Source organism: Ferrimonas lipolytica, assembly GCF_012295575.1.
GTDB classification, from domain to species: Bacteria; Pseudomonadota; Gammaproteobacteria; order Enterobacterales; family Shewanellaceae; genus Ferrimonas; species Ferrimonas lipolytica.
The window spans coordinates 1,995,672-2,011,425 of the sequence record NZ_CP051180.1 but is presented as its reverse complement, the minus strand read 5'-3'; the positions used below and the strand labels follow the sequence as shown (position 1 = coordinate 2,011,425).

Here is a 15,754-nt window from a genome sequence, read left to right as displayed (position 1 = left end):
TAGGTCGCAGTCCAAAACGCTTCGCTGAACTGCTCCAATGCGGCAGAAGATCAATAGCGTTAGTGATTTAACTGTATTAGAAAGAACAACACTTAATTGGTACACAGCCTAATTTTAGCGGCGCTAGCGCTCCCCCTGAATTTCAAACTCGTCGCTGATAAGACGTGCTTTGCCATCTTCTTCAACCACCCAGTGTTCACGGTGCACCACGCCAAAGGCCTTATTCATGGTCCAACTTGAACTAAGAATGTAGCCGTCGCTGCCCAGAGGTTGCCATTTTACCTCACTGTACTCAACGTCGTTAAACCCTTGGTCAATGATCCCTTGCCAAAACGCTTCAATGGCGGTGCGGCCGGTAAAGGTACCAAATGGGCGGGCGTGCATGTCACATCGGTCGTTGTACTGAGCGGCGCAGCCCGCGGCATCTTGGCGATTGAATGCTTGTTGCCATGCGGCGATGCCTTGTTTACATGCGGCTAAAACGTTGTTGTTGGACATGATGATTTCCATAACTAGTGACGATAACTGAGCTTAGAATAAGCCTTCAATAGCCTCCTAAAAACCGCTATATTCGAAATCATAGTTTAGAAAAACAGAACAAATGGTATGAGTCGATTACGACAGATGTCAGTGTTTGCCCATATTGTCGAAGCCGGTTCAATTACCGCCGCTGCCGAGGTTTTAGGGGTGTCTAAGTCGGTGGTGAGTCAACACCTAAAGACGCTTGAAACCGAACTTGAGGTGACATTGCTTAAACGGACCACGCGGCAGCAGGTGTTAACCGAAGTCGGCGAGGGTTTCTATCTCAGCTGTAAGCAGCTTAATCAGGTTGCCGATGAGGCGTGGAATCAAGCCCAAGAAACCTTGGAAACTCCAAAGGGAAGAGTGCGGATCACTGCAGCTACCGCCTTGATGGAAACCTTGATTACCCCAGTTGTTGCCGAGCTTATTCAACAGTATCCCCAGCTTGAGCCGGAGTTAGTCAGCAGTGATGATCATTTGGACCTGCGTGCCCATGATATCGATCTAGCGATTCGAGTAGGGCAATCGGTAAACAGTTCGCTAAAACAGCGTCGTATTGGCGAGTTTCGTGATGTGTTGTGTGGTTGCGATAGCCTGTTGTCGCAGCACCCGTCGGACAACCTAAGCTACATTGCGAACCTCTGGCAGAGTAAACAAGTACGGCATGAATTTATCGATAGCCGCGGCCAAATCCATCATTTCAGTACCCAAGCTCGTTGTCTAACTAACACCTTCCATTCCAGTTTGGCGCTGATTAAAGCGGGAGCTGGGATTGGTGTGGTGCCAGATTTTTATCTGCCGCTGGTGCAACCGCAGTTAGTACCGGTATTTGCCGACTATCGTTTGCCGCGTAATACTATCTACGCCTTAACCCCCTACAGTGGTAAGTTACCGCTGGCGGTTGAGGTGTGTATTTCAGCAATTGAATGGCAGTTGGCACGGTTGGTATAACGCCAAAATAGCGAGAGCACGCGCGCTGGCGTGCTCTCGGTAGTAGTGGGATTAACCTGATTTAGCTGCGTTGAGCGTTGATCTCGAGTTGCAGTTTCTCGGCAACGTGACCCGGAGAGTGGGTGTGACCGGATATTAGGCGATACATTGCTGGGATAACCAACAGGGTTACGACAGTCGCGAACGCCATGCCAAATAAGATTACCGTACCCACCGCCACGCGGCTTTCGTAACCGGCACCGGTTGATAGAATTAACGGCACGGCGCCGAATAGGGTGGTCATGGCAGTCATTAAGATTGGCTGTAAACGACGAGTCGCGGCATCGATGATTGCTTGTTCCAAGGTGTGCCCCTTGTCGCGTAGCTGGTTAGCGAACTCCACAATCAAAATGCCGTTCTTGGTCACCATACCAATCAACATGATCAGACCGATTTGGCTATAGATGTTTAAGCCTTGGCCGGTAAACCATAGGCCAGCTAAACCTCCGAAGATCCCCATAGGTACAGTAAACATCACTACCATTGGATTGATAAAGCTTTCAAACTGCGCTGCCAATACCAAGTAAGCCACCAGTAGCGCTAAGCCAAACACTATCGCGGTACTGCTTTGGTTTTCCTTAAAATCGGCGGATTCGCCGCTGTAGCCAACGTTGATGCCGGTTGGGAGGATCTTGTTTGCTTCTGCATCAAGCAGATCCAATGCTTCGCCGAGGGTGGCACCGGCTAAAAGGTTGGCGCTAACGGTAATCGATTTTTGCTTGGCAAAGTGACTTAAACGGCGCGCTGAGGCAACCTCTTCGATGTGGGTTACCGCATCAAGGGTGATCAACTCACCTTGGCTTGAGCGGAGGTAGATTTTGCTCAAATCAGCGGCGTTGTTGAACTGGGTTTCGTTACCACGAAGATAAACGTCGTACTCTTCACCACGATCAACAAAGGTGGTTTCTGAACGACCTCCGAGCATCACCTCCAAAGTGGTGGCAATCTCATCAACGCTGATCCCAAGTTGGGCGGCACGAGCTCGATCAACGCTTACCACTAACTCTGGTGTGGTTTCGGCAAAGTCGAGATCAGCGCCATCCATAAGGCCACTGCTGTTAGCAAAGTGCTTTAGCTCAGTGGCATATCGGTACAACTCATTGTAATCAGAGCCACTAAGAATAAACTGCACCGCTTCTGATGAACCGCCGCGGAAGCCCGGTAACAGTGGCCGCACCATGACATCGGTGATGCCGCTAAGCTGCTTGGCAATAATAGGTAGCGCTTCTTGAGCGGTAGTATCACGTGCTTTCCAGTCTTCCAATTGAATAATAACAAAACCGGTTTGATCAGAGGCGCGGCCACCAAACGCAGGGGTTTGAATGCTGAATGAGCGCACCAAACCTTTACCCAGCATCTGCATCATTCGCTCTTCAACAATTTCCATGTTGTCAGACATGCGGTTATAACTGGTGCCCTCGGCACCTTTAATAAACGCAAAGACGATGCCGCGGTCCTCTTTCGGGGCCAATTGCGCTGGAACCTGCTGCATTAAAAAACCGCTGCCGAGGATACAGGCGATGATGATTACCGGTGCGGCATAGCGTAGCTTCATCACTATGGCTAAGACTTTACGGTAGCCGTTCTCAAGCTTGTTGAGCGAACCGTGCACCAAGTTAATCAGGGCATTGTTTTTGTGCTTGCTGGTTAGCACTTTGCTACCCAGCACCGGCGCGAGAGTCAGAGCGACTATGGAAGAGAAGATCACTGCCATAGCCAACACCACTGCAAATTCGGTGAATAACAGTCCGACCATGCCATCCATAAAGGCGATAGGCAGGAATACCATCACTAACACCATGGTAGTGGCGATAACCGCAAAGCCCACTTCGCGGGTACCATCATAGGCGGCTAACAATGGTGACTTGCCTTGCTTAATATGGTGGTGAATGTTCTCAACCACAACAATGGCATCATCAACCACCAAGCCGATAGCAAGGATTAACGCCATAAGCGTTAACAGGTTAATGGAGAAACCAAAGAAGTACGCAGCCATAAAGGCACTGATCAACGATACCGGCACTGTAATCGCGGGGATTAGGGTGGCGCGAGCCTGACCAATAAACAAGTACAACACCAATACCACTAACCCAGCAGTGATCATCAAGGTTTGGTAAACCTCGTTGATGGCGTTGTCGATAAATAGGGTTTTATCGTAGTTGATCTCAAGCTCGGTGCCTGCAGGTAGGAAGCTCTGGGCTCGATCTACTTCGGCCCGAACGGCTTGGGCAACCTGTACTGGGTTTGCGTCAGATTGGGTAACTACCCCCAAACTTAAGTTAACCACACCATCACTTTTAAAGGTGGAGTCTTCGTTTTCAGCACCAATTTCAATTTGGGCTACATCTTGCAGATAAATTGGGTGGCCGTCGTCGGAGCGCTTGATCTCCAGATAACCAAAATCCTCTGGGGTTTGATAGAGGCGCTCGGTTCGAACCGACATGGTGGTTACGTCGTTACGCAGTTCGCCACCAGGACTTTCGATGTTATCGTTGTTTAACGCCGTAATAATGTCATTGCTGGTAACACCGTGACCTGCCATTCGCTGTGGGTCCAACTGAACGTACATTACTTTGGTCAGGGCGCCGGTGTAATCAATCGAGCTTACGCCGGAGATGAGTGAGAAGCGATCCTCGAGGGTACGCTCGGCGTAATCGGTTAGCTCGGTACGATCCATCTCACTGGAGCGCAACACTACGTAGATTGCCGGCTCACCAGTGCCGTTATCTTTCGATACTACTGGGTCGTCCGCTTCATCAGGTAGGCGCCGTTGAGCGCGGGCAACCGCATCACGCACGTCGCTAACTCCCTCGGTTAGATCCCAACCGATTTCGAATTCAACCATAATGCGCGACATGCCATTACGGGTTACTGAGGTCAGCTCATCGACACCGCTGATCCCACTCATCTCATCCTCGATAACCGTGGTTATCTGGGTTTCCATAATGGTGGCAGAAGCGCCTTCATAGCGAGTCATAACCGAGACAACCGGGTTGTCTACGTCAGGCATCTCTCGCAGTGATAGTTTGCTATAGGAAACAACACCGAACACCATCAACAACAGACTTAAAACGATGGCAACTACCGGGCGTTTTACCGCGATATCAGAGAGCAGCATTGATCGCTCCATTTGTCTCGGTGTTGGTTTGCGCTAGGTCATTTACTAAAACGCCGTCGCTTAGATTAACTAACCCTTCAACAACAATACGTTGGCCAATATTGATGCCGCTCTTAATGGCTACTTTAGTGCCCACACGTTGTCCCAAGACCACTTCGGTACGGTGGGCTTTATCACCTTCAATTACGTAAACAAAACGCTTGGTGCCGGAATACTCCAATGCTTGGATTGGTACTACCGGTTGAGCTTGTTCGCCAAATTTTATTGTGGCCGCTAGCATCATTCCTGGCTTTAGTTGTTGCATCTCGTTACTAAAGCGCACTCGTACTTTCAGGTTCAATGATGATTCGGCGACACGGGGAGCGATGGCGATCACTTCACCGCTAAATGATTGTTCCGGCCACGCCTGGCTAGTAGCCGACACGTTAACGCCGGTGCGTAGCTGTGATAAGAACCGTTCTGGGACTGCTAAATCTAATCGTAGGCTGGATAGATCGTCCAAGCTGAGCAGGTCGGTGCCGCTATCGACTAAGGCGCCTGCGCTGTAGTTAACCAAGCCAACGGTTCCGGCAAATGGGGCTGTGATGTGGTGGTAATCCAGTTGGGCGGTGGCAGCTTGAAGACGAGCTTGGGCCATGGCAACGCTCGCTTGCTGAGCATCGATTTCCGATTGGGTAACCGCCCCTTTCTTAATTAGTCGTTGCAGTTCGGCCAGTTTACGCAGTTCGTCGGTCAAATAAGCTTGCGCTTCAAGTTCACTGGCGCGGGCTTCGGCATCGGCGATATGAATAAGCGCTTCACCGGCGGCTACTTGTTGGTTTGAAGTAACCGCAAACTTGGCGATCTTGCCACTGATCTGTGGGGCGATGGTTACCGCTCGTTCAGCCTCAAGGTTTCCTACTACGGTCAGCTCAGGTGTCAGTATGTGCTGAGCCACGGCTTCACTTTGTACTTGAATGACTCGTGCTGGTTGAGTTGGGGCGGCAGTTGCTGATGAACAGGTAATGAGTAGCAGCGTAAGCCAAAGCGAGAGCGAGTTTGTTTTCATGGCACCGAAGTTGTTATCTGACGTTGGCGACATTCTAAGGGAGCAAGCGAGGGATGTTTGTAATGGAATGTAAAGATGAGACTCGGTCGGGCTTTAATTTGTAAACAGTTATTAAATTTTGTCTAAAATGCGAGCTCGAGCATGGATGATGCACAGGCAACCACTGTTGCAACGCGGTATTAGTGGTTGTCACTGCACTAACAAAAAGCCACCGCGAGGGTGGCTTTTTTGTTATTTCTGATTGCGCTTGGCGCTGTCCTTTTCAACTTGAGCTACGGCAACGCCTTCGCTAAGTTCTTTGGAGCTGAATGACTCGTGCATTGCAGCCAACTCCATTGCAATTCCTTGTCGTACTTCTTGGTCGATAACTTGAGTATCGAACTTAACTGGCTCCGGTTGAATTGGTGTGAAGGTCAACGCGGTTGCTAACAGTAAAGAGACAGACATTTGGGGCCCCCGAATTTGGGCGGTAATTGAACACGGGGCAAATTTATATAAATGTCTGGTGGTGCTCAAACGAAATAAAGTACAATTATTCATTAGAAAAACTAATAGAGTGATCCGCATGTCTAGACGCCTTCCTCCACTCAATGCTCTCAAGGCATTTGAAGCTGCTGCACGTAATTTGAGCTTTACTCGAGCAGCAGAAGAACTTTTTGTGACCCAGGCCGCAGTGAGTCACCAAATTAAGGCGCTAGAGGAGCATTTGGGGCTAAAATTGTTCCGCCGGCGGAACCGTTCTTTATTGTTAACGGAAGAGGGGCAAAGTTACTTTCTTGATATTAAGGATGTGTTCACTCAGCTGGCAGATGCCACGGAAAGACTGCTGGCTCGAACCGCGACAGGTTCGTTAACAGTTAGTATGACCCCTAGTTTTGCTATTCAATCACTGGTGCCAAAACTGGCCCGATTTGCGGAGTTGCATCCAGACATCGATGTACGCATTAAAGCCGTGGATCAGGAAGAGGATTCGCTGACTGAAGATGTCGACATCGCCATCTACTTTGGTCGCGGCAGCTGGCCAGGCCTGCGTGCCGATAAGTTGCGGGCAGAAAGTTTGGTGCCACTGTGTTCGCCACGGTTGCTGCAGGGCAAGAAACCGCTGCGCAGTGTTGAAGACTTAGCACAACACACCTTGCTACATGATATGACTCGTCATAACTGGAAGGCGTGGGCTAAGCAGCATGCCGATGGCTTGGTTAACGTTAATCACGGCCCGATATTTAGTCACTCTTCGTTAGTGTTGCAAGCCGCGATTCATGGTCAAGGCGTGGCGATGGGCTCGTCGGTGTTAGCGCGACCAGAGGTCGAAGCGGGGCGCTTGTTGTGTCCATTTGATCTAGTACTAAAGAGTAAAAGCGCTTATTACTTGGTGTGTCATGAAAGCCAAGAGGATCTTGGTAAGATCCAAGCATTCCGTGATTGGTTAATGCAAACCTTTGCTGAGGAAGCTCACAGTGATCTCATCCCCAATGCCGACTGATACTGCTTGGCCGTCGTTATGTCGCATTGATGGTGGCGACTCCGCTGAAGCGGTGTTATTGCTCGCCCATGGCGCTGGGGCAGGGATGGATCATCAGTTTATGGCTGATATTGCACAGCAGCTAAGTTGTTCCAAGCTAGCGGTGGTGAGATTCGAGTTTGATTATATGGTAACAGCACGGGCGAACGATAAACGCCGACCGCCGGACCGATTACCCAAGCTGCAAGCCTGTTACGACCTCTGGGTTGCTGCGGCTCAGCAGCATTTCCCCCAACTGCCACTGTTTATTGGCGGCAAATCGATGGGCGGACGCGTGGCTTGCGTTTGTGCAGATAAAGCGAAGGTAAGTGCCGCCTTCGCCTTAGGCTATCCGTTTCACCCAGTGGGTAAAAATGAGCCTGAAAAATGGCGTTGGCAGCCACTGCAGCATGCAACAGCACCGCTACATATTATTCAAGGCAGCCGCGATACCTTCGGCAATCGCGTTGAATTAGAACAACATATTTTGCCAAACCAAGTCACTATGACATGGCTTGAAGATGGCGATCACAGCTTTAAGCCGCGCAAAGTCAGTGGCTTTACGCAGCACCAACATATTCAACAAGCAGCGCAGTTGATCCGCGCTGCTATTTTTAGGGGTTAGTCATGGCGAAGATTTATGGCGTAATTGCTGCGTTATTGGGTTTGTTAGCGACAGCATTAGGTGCTTATGGCGCTCACGGCTTACCAGGCAAGGTCTCAGATAGTCTATTAGTCAGCTTCAACACCGCAGTGCAATATCAATTTTTGCACGTCCTAGCGCTGTTGGTAGTGGCATTGGCACTGAAATTAGGGCTAGGAGGTCGCTTATTAACGGCCGCTGGCGCCTTTTTTGTCGCTGGTATGGCAGGTTTTTCCGGCAGCATTTACATGTTGGTGTTTGGCGGTAGCAAGATTTGGGGCCCTATCACACCGATTGGTGGCCTAATGTTAATGATTGGTTGGGGTTTATTGGCCGCAACGGTGTTTGCTTGGGAGAGTGACAATGAATAAGGTTCTGCTGCATTGTCGGCCAGGCTTTGAAAAAGAGTGTGCGGCGGAGATCCAAGATCTTGCCGCGGAGCTAGAAGTATTTGGTTTCCCCCGGGTAATCAACAACTCCGGCTTTGTGATCTTTGAGGGCTATGGCCCAGAAGATGGCCGTATCTTGATGGAGCAGCTCAGTTTCAATCAGTTGGTGTTCGCACGCAGCTGGTTTATGGTTTTGGCTGAACTGAAAGATATGGACACCGAAGATCGTATTAGTGCGGTAATGGAGCATAGCGAGCTGCTGCCTAAAGCGGGTATGCTCTGGGTTGAGAGTGGTGAAGGTGATGAGTATCGCTCGTTGCTGTCGTTCTGCCGCAAGTTTACCGTGCCACTGCGCCAAGCGATGCGTAGCTCCGGTGTTCTGACCAAGAAAGAACACGACAAGATGCCCCGCATCCACTTGTTCCTAACGGACAGCGGCAATGGTTACCTAGGTTACAGCCGTTCTGATAACGGTTCGCCGTTCTACATGGGCATTGAACGGTTAAAATTCCCGTCCGACGCACCAAGTCGCTCTACCTTGAAGTTGGATGAAGCCTTCTCTGTATTCTTAACCAAAGAAGAGCAGGAAGAGCGTGCCCACTCGGGTATGAAAGCGGTTGATCTAGGCGCGTGTCCGGGCGGTTGGACCTATCAGTTAGTTCGTCGCGGTATGTTTGTTGAGGCGATTGACAACGGCGAAATGGCACCAAGTTTGATGGAAACTGGTCAGGTTAAACACTACTCGGTTGATGGCTTTAAGCATGAGCCTATCCATACCAATAACCGTTGGCTGATTTGTGACATGGTTGAGAAGCCTGATCGAGTAGCCAGCCTGATGGCGCGTTGGTTTATTAATGGTTGGTGTCACGACGCTATCTTTAATTTGAAACTCCCAATGAAGCAACGCTACACCATGGTATCTGACTGTTTAAATCAGTTATCTAGTGCGCTACGACACGCTGGCGTTCGTCACGAGATTAAGGCTAAACACCTCTATCACGATCGTGAAGAGATTACGGTGTATGTGCATCGCCGCAAATAACGACCACGCTCGATAATTACTTTAACGCCTCACCTAACCGTGGGGCGTTTTGTTTTGGTCATATTGAAATATTGCCATTTTTTTTGACTGTGTCGTAGTTAAGTGGTGAGGTTTATATCAAGCCTTCCGCTTCGCCGATTTCGGTGTTTTTAGGGGACTATATCGCGCTGGCGACGGCACATTCTTGTATGCATTAGGGGCGAGCTTCGCCCCGTTTGGAATCCCCCTTGCCTTAGGTCGCAGTCCAAAACGCTTCGCTGAACTGCTCCAATGTGGCAAAAGAGCAATAGCGGTAGTGCTTTACCCTTGTATCGCGACTCGCCTAGCCAGTGCTTTAACAGCCTTGGAAAGAGCAGCACTTAATTGGTACAGCGCCATTTTTTTTGCATCAGCGATGGCGTAATCTGTTCGCGTGTAGTCGTTACACCTTGTGTATGCATTTTCTAAGGAGAGGATATGAAGAAGTTAGTGGGTTTGTTGTTTGTTGGCGTACTGTTGACTGGTTGCAGCCCTGAAATCGGCAGTGAACAGTGGTGTAAGCAGATGAAAGAGAAGCCTTCGGCGGATTGGACTGCCACTGAAGCGAAAGATTTTGCTAAGCACTGTATCTTCTAACGGAAGAGCTTTTCGAAGCGAATTCTCAGCGGTTGAGAGTTCGCTTTGATATACGCTTATTACAGGACCAATAGCCATGCAGCAGATAATCGATTTTTGGTTCTCGGAGTGCAGCCCTAAGCACTGGTTTCAAAAGGATGCTGCCTTTGATGAGCTGATCCGCAGCCGTTTTGGCCAACTGCACCAACAAGCGCTGCAATGTGAACTGTTCCTATGGCGCCAGACCCCACTTGGACGGTTGGCCGAGATCATCGTACTTGATCAGTTTTCTCGTAATATTCATCGAGATACCCCTTTGGCATTTGCCGCCGATCCTTTAGCACTGGCGTTGGCTCAGCAAGCCATTGCCGCTAAGGATGAGCAATCTTTAACGCTTATTCAGCGCAGCTTTTTGTATTTGCCTTATATGCACAGTGAATCTCAGCTTATTCACCAACAGGCTGAACGCTTCTATCGCAAGAATGGGTTGGAAGATAATCTGCGGTTTGAGTTGCACCACAAACAGATCATCGATCGCTTTGGCCGCTATCCCCACCGAAACGTCATACTTGGGCGGCAATCAACGGACGATGAAATCCTATTTTTGCAACAGCCGGGGTCGAGTTTTTAGCTTAAATTAATGATTTTTGGACGAAGTAGGTATGCCAATAATGAGGTCAATATCAAGCTGCAGCCCAGTAGTTGAGTTAACGACAGCTGCTCGTTAAGCAACACTACACTAAATAGTAGTGTCCAGATCGGTTCGAGCAACATGATTGCCGCCGCGATGGTTGGGTTTAGCTTTCCTTGGCCACTGGTTTGGCACCAATAGCGTAGGGCGGTAGCTAGCATCACACTAGTAGTAAACCATAACCACACTTGATAACCACCGCCGCTATTGAGTAACGACATCTCTCCTTGATATATCGCAACAGCAAGACCAACAATGCCCACGGCGATTAATTGCAACGACACTGATGCGAGTGAGGGCAGGTGTATGGTTGCGCGTTGGTTTAAGGTGAAGTGAAACGATAAAACCGCAGCGGCGGCGAGAAAACGCAGTTGGTGGCTATCGAGGCTAAAATCGTTGTTTGCTGTCAGTGCAATCAAGCCACATAAGGCGATAGGTGCACTAAACCAAAACTGTTTTTGCGGTGGTTCTTTAAATAGCAGCCACGCTAACAGGGGCACCAGCAACAGCGATAAACTGGCAATAAAAGCACCTTCGCCAATGCTGTTGGAATCGATAATTGCGCCTACCCACACTAACAAACCAAAACCCAGTATTGACCCTAAGCCTAACGTTTTGATTACCTGTATTTTTGAGGCTCGAAAAATTGCGTGCCGGCACAGTGGAAACAGCAGCAAACCAGCGCACAGGAAACGCCAGCCAATAAATGGAACCGCAGGAAAAGTGGTAACAATGTGTTTGGAGGCAAGCCAACCTAATGCTGCAAGTAGCGTTGCCGCAATCAGTATCCACTCACCTCGGGGCGTAAAGCGCATAACAACTCCTGTTAGAGTGTTTAGGGTATATCACTGGCTTGCTGTTACCCAGACGACCATAGTCATATTGTGGAAGCGGGTTTTGACTACCTGTCCTAGCGTTAAGCAGCTAGCTCGTTGACTAAATTGAATGAGGCTATCGCGACAAAGGCAAGAAAAAGGCTGTGTCACAGTTAAGTGTTGAGGTTTATATCAGGCCTTCGGCTTTACCGATTGCAGTACTCTAAAGGGGTTATGTCGCGGTGGCGACGACACATTCTTGTATGCATTAGGGGGGGGCTTCGCCCCCTTTGGAATCCCCGTTGCCTTAGGTCGCAGACTAAATGGACTGCTCCAATTCGGCAGAAGATAAACGGCGGCGTAATGCATTCCCCTTGTATCAAAACTCGCACTAGCCAGTGCTTTAACAGCATTGGAAAGAACAACGCTGAGTTTGGTACACAGCCAAGAAAAAGCCCCGCATCAGCGAGGCTTGGTGTTATCTACGTTTATAAACCAACGCTTATAAGCGGGAGATGATCGCATCAGTAAAGGCCTTGGTACCGGCGTTGCCACCCAGGTCTTTAGTGACGTTTTCACCAGAGGCGATGGTGTCTTGTACCGCGGTGCGGATCTTAGCTGCTTGCTCGGACATACCAAGGTATTCCAGCATCTGGATCGCACCGAGAATAAGCGCAGTCGGGTTAGCTAAATCTTGACCAGCGATATCTGGCGCACTGCCGTGTACAGCTTCGAAGATGGCGCTTTGTTCGCCGATGTTAGCACCTGGTGCCATACCCAAACCGCCAACCAAACCCGCACACAGATCCGACAGAATATCGCCGAATAGGTTGGTGGTTACGATAACGTCGAACTGGCTAGGATCCATAACCAGTTTCATGCAGGTCGCATCGACGATCATCTCTTCTGATTGAATGTCTGGGTAGCGCTGTGCCACTTCACGAGCAACCTGCAAGAACAAACCTGAAGTGGTCTTCATGATATTGGCTTTATGAACTGCGGTAACCTTCTTACGTCCCTCTTTACGAGCCAACTCATAGGCAAAGGTACAGATCCGCTCTGCGCCTTCTCGGGTGATGATACTTTTTGCTTCGGCAATCAGGCCATCTTCGCTGATCACTTGGCCTGCACCGGAGTACATCCCTTCAGTGTTTTCGCGTACGGTAATGATATCAACGTTGTCAAAACGCGCCTGGGTGCCTTTCAGAGACAACACCGGACGGACGTTAGCGTACAGGTTGAACTGCTTACGCAGACTCACGTTGATGGAGGTGAAACCAGTACCGATTGGTGTGGTTAATGGACCCTTAAGTGTTGCTGGGTTCTTCGCGATTAGCTCGAGCGTACTTTCCGGCATCAATTCACCGTGGTTTGCTAGAGCAGCAAGGCCAGCGTCAGCATAATCGTAGTTAAAATTACAGCCGGCAGCGTCGAGTACCTTAACGGTTGCTTCAACGATGTCTGGGCCGATGCCGTCGCCAGGAATAACGGTGATGGTGTTAGTGGACATAGTGACTTCCTTCCACGTGTCGTATGAATGTGCCCTTCCTCTAATTCCCTATGCAGGACTGGGGGGCTTTGTTAGCATTGTGCGGCGAGTAGCATACCGACTTTTACATCGTTCTTACAGTTGATTGTGCAAGCTCACACTATTGAAATAATTGAGAGGCAGATGTGACAAAAGGATTTTCAACATTTTTGATTTGGATTGCTGCGCTTGGGCTAGCAACGTCGGTGGCAGCAAAGCCCGTTACGCCAGATGTTGTGATGAACTTTGCTAGTTTGAAAGATCCAATTATTTCCGCCAATGGACAAACCATTGCCTATGTGGCGCAACCAGATCGTGGTGACCCTCAGGGCAAGCTGCAACGTCTTGGTGGCAACCTGTTTACCTTAGCCGGTGCCAGTAAGCCGATGCTAAGTGCCGACGGTCAATTTGGCTTGTTCGAGCTTGGGCCAGACTTGCTCACCCGCGAGAACAGCAAACCTAAGGCGCTTAAAAAGCTTAAGTCGGACCGATTGCTGGTTGATAGCCAAACCGGCAACAAGATCCGTTTTGAGCGCGTGAAACAAGCGTGGTTTAGTCATGACGGTAAAGTATTGGTGGTGCTGCACGAGCAGCCAGAAACGGTCGATAAAGACAAAAGTAATGATGGCGTTCAAGCCAACGCTAAGCAAGGTAGCGCACTGACGGTCCGTGACTTAACCACTGGCAGTTCTCGAGTGATTAGTCAGGTATGGCAAGTCGCGGTGGCGGAAGATAAGTTTGGTATCGCTTACAGCACACGCAGCGAAGACAACAGCAACAATGGCATATTCAAGTTAACTGCCGATCTCAAATCAGAAACCATTGTGCAACAAGCTGGCTTCGTCAGCGGGGCACTAACGTTCACCGATGATGCAGAGCTACTCGGGTTTACTTGGGGTAAAGCGGAGCAAGCGAAACGGCAACGAACCCACAAGGTTGGCTTGTACCAGTTCGATGAGGATTTACGCTGGCAAGAGCTTAATCATGCTGATTTTATCGTTAGCGGCTACAGTGAGCTGAGTTTTTCCGATGATAATCAACGGCTATTTATCGGCCGTCAAGCTCGTCGGCCTGAATTTTCAAAAGCAGCGGATTACGCCGACAACACGGCACTGCAAGACATGCAGCAGTTGCAACGCAAGTCAGGTTTAGTGCTGTGGCATGGTGATGACAGTGCCATTAAAACCCGTGAACAGCATCAGTTTAAAGACGAGTTTAAGCGTCAATACTTTGGAGTGTGGCAGCTTCAATCTGATGATTTTGTGCAGTTGGCGGATCCCCAGTTAGCTGAACTGAAGATCAGCGAAAACAAGCGTTATGTATTAGGGTGGAGCGATAAGCTGTACCAACAAATGGTGTCGTGGGCTGGCTTCTACCGCGATTGGTATCTAGTTGATATGACTAACGGTGAGCGCCGTTTGTTGGTAACGCAAAGTCTCGCTGCGGATGAGCCGACACTGGCAGCAGATGATAGTGCCGTTGCTTGGTATGTTCGTGGTCAGCTCTATTGGCACAATGTTGCTCGCAACCACACCAACAAGGTTGCTGATGGCTTTGCTAATGAAGATCATGATTACCCGAGTCCAGCCCCAAGCTATGGCTTTGGGCCGTGGTTAAGCGGTAACAACGGTGTGGTGGTGTACGACAAGTACGATGCCTACCAACTAAAAGGTGGTGATTTAATCCCTCTAACTCAAGGACGAGAACGACAAACGATTCATCGTGTCGTGATTGAGGATGAGGAACAGCAATGGCATGACGTTAGCCAGCCTCTGGTGCTCCATAGCGTCAGCGAACTTAATCGCAATGAGAGCCTATTACGGTTAGTGCTTGCGACTAAGACCATAACGCCGTGGCAGCAACACCCAGCGATGATCCGCTTTGTTGCTAAAGCCAAACAGAGTGAACAAGCGTTGTATCGTATTGAACGTTACGACCAGTTCCCAGATCTGCATTTGGCCAACGGCAATTTCGGCAATCTAGAGCAGGTCACCTTTATGGGCGAGCAGCTAACCGATCTTGATTGGGGCCAAGCCAAGTTAGTTAATTGGCGTGATAACAACGGTAAGTCGCTGCAAGGAGTGGTGATCACCCCACCAGGCTGGGATGGCAATACGCCACTGCCGACGGTTATCTACTTCTATCGCTTTATGAGTGATCGACTGCATCGGTTCCCACAGATGGCATTTAACCATCGGCCGAACTTCCCATGGTTCTCAAGCCAAGGTTACGCTATCTTCCTGCCGGACATTCGCTTTGAAGTTGGCCATCCAGGCCGTTCTACTGCAGACGCGCTGTTGCCAGGGGTGGATCATTTGGTCCAATTAGGTATTACCGATCGTGCGAAAGTGGGATTACAGGGGCATTCTTGGGCGGGATATCAAAGTGCGCAATTGGTAACCCAAACCGATGCTTTTGCTGGGGTAATTACCGGCGCACCGGTAGCCAATATGACCTCGGCCTACACTGGTATTCGGCTGGGTAGCGGCTTAGGACGTCAATTCCAATATGAAGCGGGACAGAGCCGTATTGGACAGAGCCTATACCGAGCGCCTGAGTTATATATTGAAAACAGCCCAGTCTTCCATACCGAAAAGGTTAATACGCCAATGGTTATTATGTTTGGTGACAAAGATGATGCTGTGCCGTGGCAGCAGGGGATTGAGCTCTATTTGGCGATGCGCCGCTTGAGCAAGCCGGTAGTGATGTTGCAATACCAAGATGAACCACACCATCTGAAGAAGTATCCCAACAAGCTGGATTACAGCATCAAGATGATGGAGTTCTTTGACCATACCCTTAAGGGTAAAGCGGCACCACAATGGTGGTTAAATGGCCAACCTTGGCGGCAACCGGATCCTAAGGAGTAACTC

The 15,754-nt window shown here is 49.6% G+C and carries 14 protein-coding genes; 8 read left to right on the top strand and 6 right to left on the bottom strand.

What is annotated here, in order from left to right; genetic code table 11:
• Window positions 1-123: 123 nt before the first annotated feature.
• A complete protein-coding gene (locus HER31_RS09290; RefSeq protein ID WP_168660321.1) occupies window positions 124-498 on the bottom strand; it encodes a nuclear transport factor 2 family protein in 375 nt (124 codons plus the stop codon).
• Window positions 499-606: 108 nt separating this feature from the next.
• Between HER31_RS09290 and HER31_RS09285 the strand changes: the two genes are divergently transcribed.
• On the top strand, window positions 607-1,473 hold the full coding sequence (locus HER31_RS09285; protein ID WP_168660320.1) for a LysR family transcriptional regulator: 867 nt from the start codon (window positions 607-609) through the stop codon (window positions 1,471-1,473).
• 61 nt (window positions 1,474-1,534) lie between these two features.
• Here HER31_RS09285 and HER31_RS09280 read toward each other — a convergent pair whose 3' ends face one another.
• The 3 genes from HER31_RS09280 to HER31_RS09270 all read right to left on the bottom strand — a co-directional run bounded on the left by HER31_RS09280 (window position 1,535) and on the right by HER31_RS09270 (window position 6,125).
• Entirely contained in the window at window positions 1,535-4,630 is a 3,096-nt protein-coding gene (locus tag HER31_RS09280; protein WP_168660319.1) for a multidrug efflux RND transporter permease subunit, read from the bottom strand.
• On the bottom strand, window positions 4,617-5,678 hold the full coding sequence (locus tag HER31_RS09275; protein WP_168660318.1) for an efflux RND transporter periplasmic adaptor subunit: 1,062 nt from the start codon (window positions 5,676-5,678) through the stop codon (window positions 4,617-4,619). Before HER31_RS09275 ends, HER31_RS09280 begins: the two co-directional genes overlap by 14 nt.
• A gap of 231 nt (window positions 5,679-5,909) precedes the next feature.
• The gene (locus HER31_RS09270; protein WP_168660317.1) at window positions 5,910-6,125 is read right to left on the bottom strand and encodes a hypothetical protein; all 216 of its coding nucleotides are present in this window, start codon (window positions 6,123-6,125) and stop codon (window positions 5,910-5,912) included.
• A gap of 118 nt (window positions 6,126-6,243) precedes the next feature.
• Here HER31_RS09270 and HER31_RS09265 point away from each other — a divergent pair, with 118 nt between their 5' ends.
• The 6 genes from HER31_RS09265 to HER31_RS09240 all read left to right on the top strand — a co-directional run bounded on the left by HER31_RS09265 (window position 6,244) and on the right by HER31_RS09240 (window position 10,478).
• The gene (locus HER31_RS09265) at window positions 6,244-7,161 is read left to right on the top strand and encodes a transcriptional regulator GcvA (RefSeq protein WP_168660316.1); all 918 of its coding nucleotides are present in this window, start codon (window positions 6,244-6,246) and stop codon (window positions 7,159-7,161) included.
• A complete protein-coding gene (locus HER31_RS09260; RefSeq protein WP_238786915.1) occupies window positions 7,136-7,804 on the top strand; it encodes an alpha/beta family hydrolase in 669 nt (222 codons plus the stop codon). Before HER31_RS09265 ends, HER31_RS09260 begins: the two co-directional genes overlap by 26 nt.
• A gap of 2 nt (window positions 7,805-7,806) precedes the next feature.
• Window positions 7,807-8,193 (top strand): DUF423 domain-containing protein, encoded by a 387-nt coding sequence (locus HER31_RS09255; protein ID WP_168660315.1) that lies wholly within the window; start codon window positions 7,807-7,809, stop codon window positions 8,191-8,193.
• Window positions 8,186-9,253, top strand: a complete 1,068-nt coding sequence (rlmM, locus tag HER31_RS09250; RefSeq protein WP_168660314.1) for a 23S rRNA (cytidine(2498)-2'-O)-methyltransferase RlmM — start codon at window positions 8,186-8,188, stop codon at window positions 9,251-9,253. The genes HER31_RS09255 and rlmM overlap by 8 nt, the downstream gene beginning before the upstream one ends.
• Before the next feature lie 456 nt (window positions 9,254-9,709).
• The gene (locus tag HER31_RS09245) at window positions 9,710-9,868 is read left to right on the top strand and encodes a DUF3012 domain-containing protein (protein ID WP_168660313.1); all 159 of its coding nucleotides are present in this window, start codon (window positions 9,710-9,712) and stop codon (window positions 9,866-9,868) included.
• A 76-nt stretch (window positions 9,869-9,944) separates the two neighbouring features.
• Window positions 9,945-10,478 carry a DUF924 family protein gene (locus tag HER31_RS09240; RefSeq protein ID WP_168660312.1) on the top strand — a complete coding sequence of 178 codons (534 nt, stop codon included), beginning with the start codon at window positions 9,945-9,947 and terminating at the stop codon, window positions 10,476-10,478.
• Here HER31_RS09240 and HER31_RS09235 read toward each other — a convergent pair.
• Both HER31_RS09235 and HER31_RS09230 read right to left on the bottom strand, forming a co-directional pair.
• Entirely contained in the window at window positions 10,475-11,353 is an 879-nt protein-coding gene (locus HER31_RS09235; protein WP_168660311.1) for a DMT family transporter, read from the bottom strand. The genes HER31_RS09240 and HER31_RS09235 overlap by 4 nt on opposite strands.
• Window positions 11,354-11,855: 502 nt before the next feature.
• Complete coding sequence (locus HER31_RS09230) at window positions 11,856-12,863, bottom strand: isocitrate dehydrogenase (RefSeq protein ID WP_168660310.1); 1,008 nt, start codon at window positions 12,861-12,863, stop codon at window positions 11,856-11,858.
• A gap of 188 nt (window positions 12,864-13,051) precedes the next feature.
• Here HER31_RS09230 and HER31_RS09225 point away from each other — a divergent pair, with 188 nt between their 5' ends.
• Complete coding sequence (locus tag HER31_RS09225) at window positions 13,052-15,751, top strand: alpha/beta hydrolase family protein (RefSeq protein WP_168660309.1); 2,700 nt, start codon at window positions 13,052-13,054, stop codon at window positions 15,749-15,751.
• Window positions 15,752-15,754: the final 3 nt, after the last annotated feature.

Bases quoted from the DNA above. Each gene is read 5' to 3' on its own strand.
- rlmM (WP_168660314.1), top strand. From the start codon at position 8,186: ATGAATAAGGTTCTGCTGCATTGTCGGCCAGGCTTTGAAAAAGAGTGT.
- HER31_RS09230 (WP_168660310.1), bottom strand. From the start codon at position 12,863: ATGTCCACTAACACCATCACCGTTATTCCTGGCGACGGCATCGGCCCA.
- HER31_RS09275 (WP_168660318.1), bottom strand. From the start codon at position 5,678: ATGAAAACAAACTCGCTCTCGCTTTGGCTTACGCTGCTACTCATTACC.
- HER31_RS09285 (WP_168660320.1), top strand. From the start codon at position 607: ATGAGTCGATTACGACAGATGTCAGTGTTTGCCCATATTGTCGAAGCC.
- HER31_RS09280 (WP_168660319.1), bottom strand. From the start codon at position 4,630: ATGCTGCTCTCTGATATCGCGGTAAAACGCCCGGTAGTTGCCATCGTT.
- HER31_RS09245 (WP_168660313.1), top strand. From the start codon at position 9,710: ATGAAGAAGTTAGTGGGTTTGTTGTTTGTTGGCGTACTGTTGACTGGT.
- HER31_RS09265 (WP_168660316.1), top strand. From the start codon at position 6,244: ATGTCTAGACGCCTTCCTCCACTCAATGCTCTCAAGGCATTTGAAGCT.
- HER31_RS09290 (WP_168660321.1), bottom strand. From the start codon at position 498: ATGTCCAACAACAACGTTTTAGCCGCATGTAAACAAGGCATCGCCGCA.
- HER31_RS09235 (WP_168660311.1), bottom strand. From the start codon at position 11,353: ATGCGCTTTACGCCCCGAGGTGAGTGGATACTGATTGCGGCAACGCTA.
- HER31_RS09255 (WP_168660315.1), top strand. From the start codon at position 7,807: ATGGCGAAGATTTATGGCGTAATTGCTGCGTTATTGGGTTTGTTAGCG.
- HER31_RS09240 (WP_168660312.1), top strand. From the start codon at position 9,945: ATGCAGCAGATAATCGATTTTTGGTTCTCGGAGTGCAGCCCTAAGCAC.
- HER31_RS09270 (WP_168660317.1), bottom strand. From the start codon at position 6,125: ATGTCTGTCTCTTTACTGTTAGCAACCGCGTTGACCTTCACACCAATT.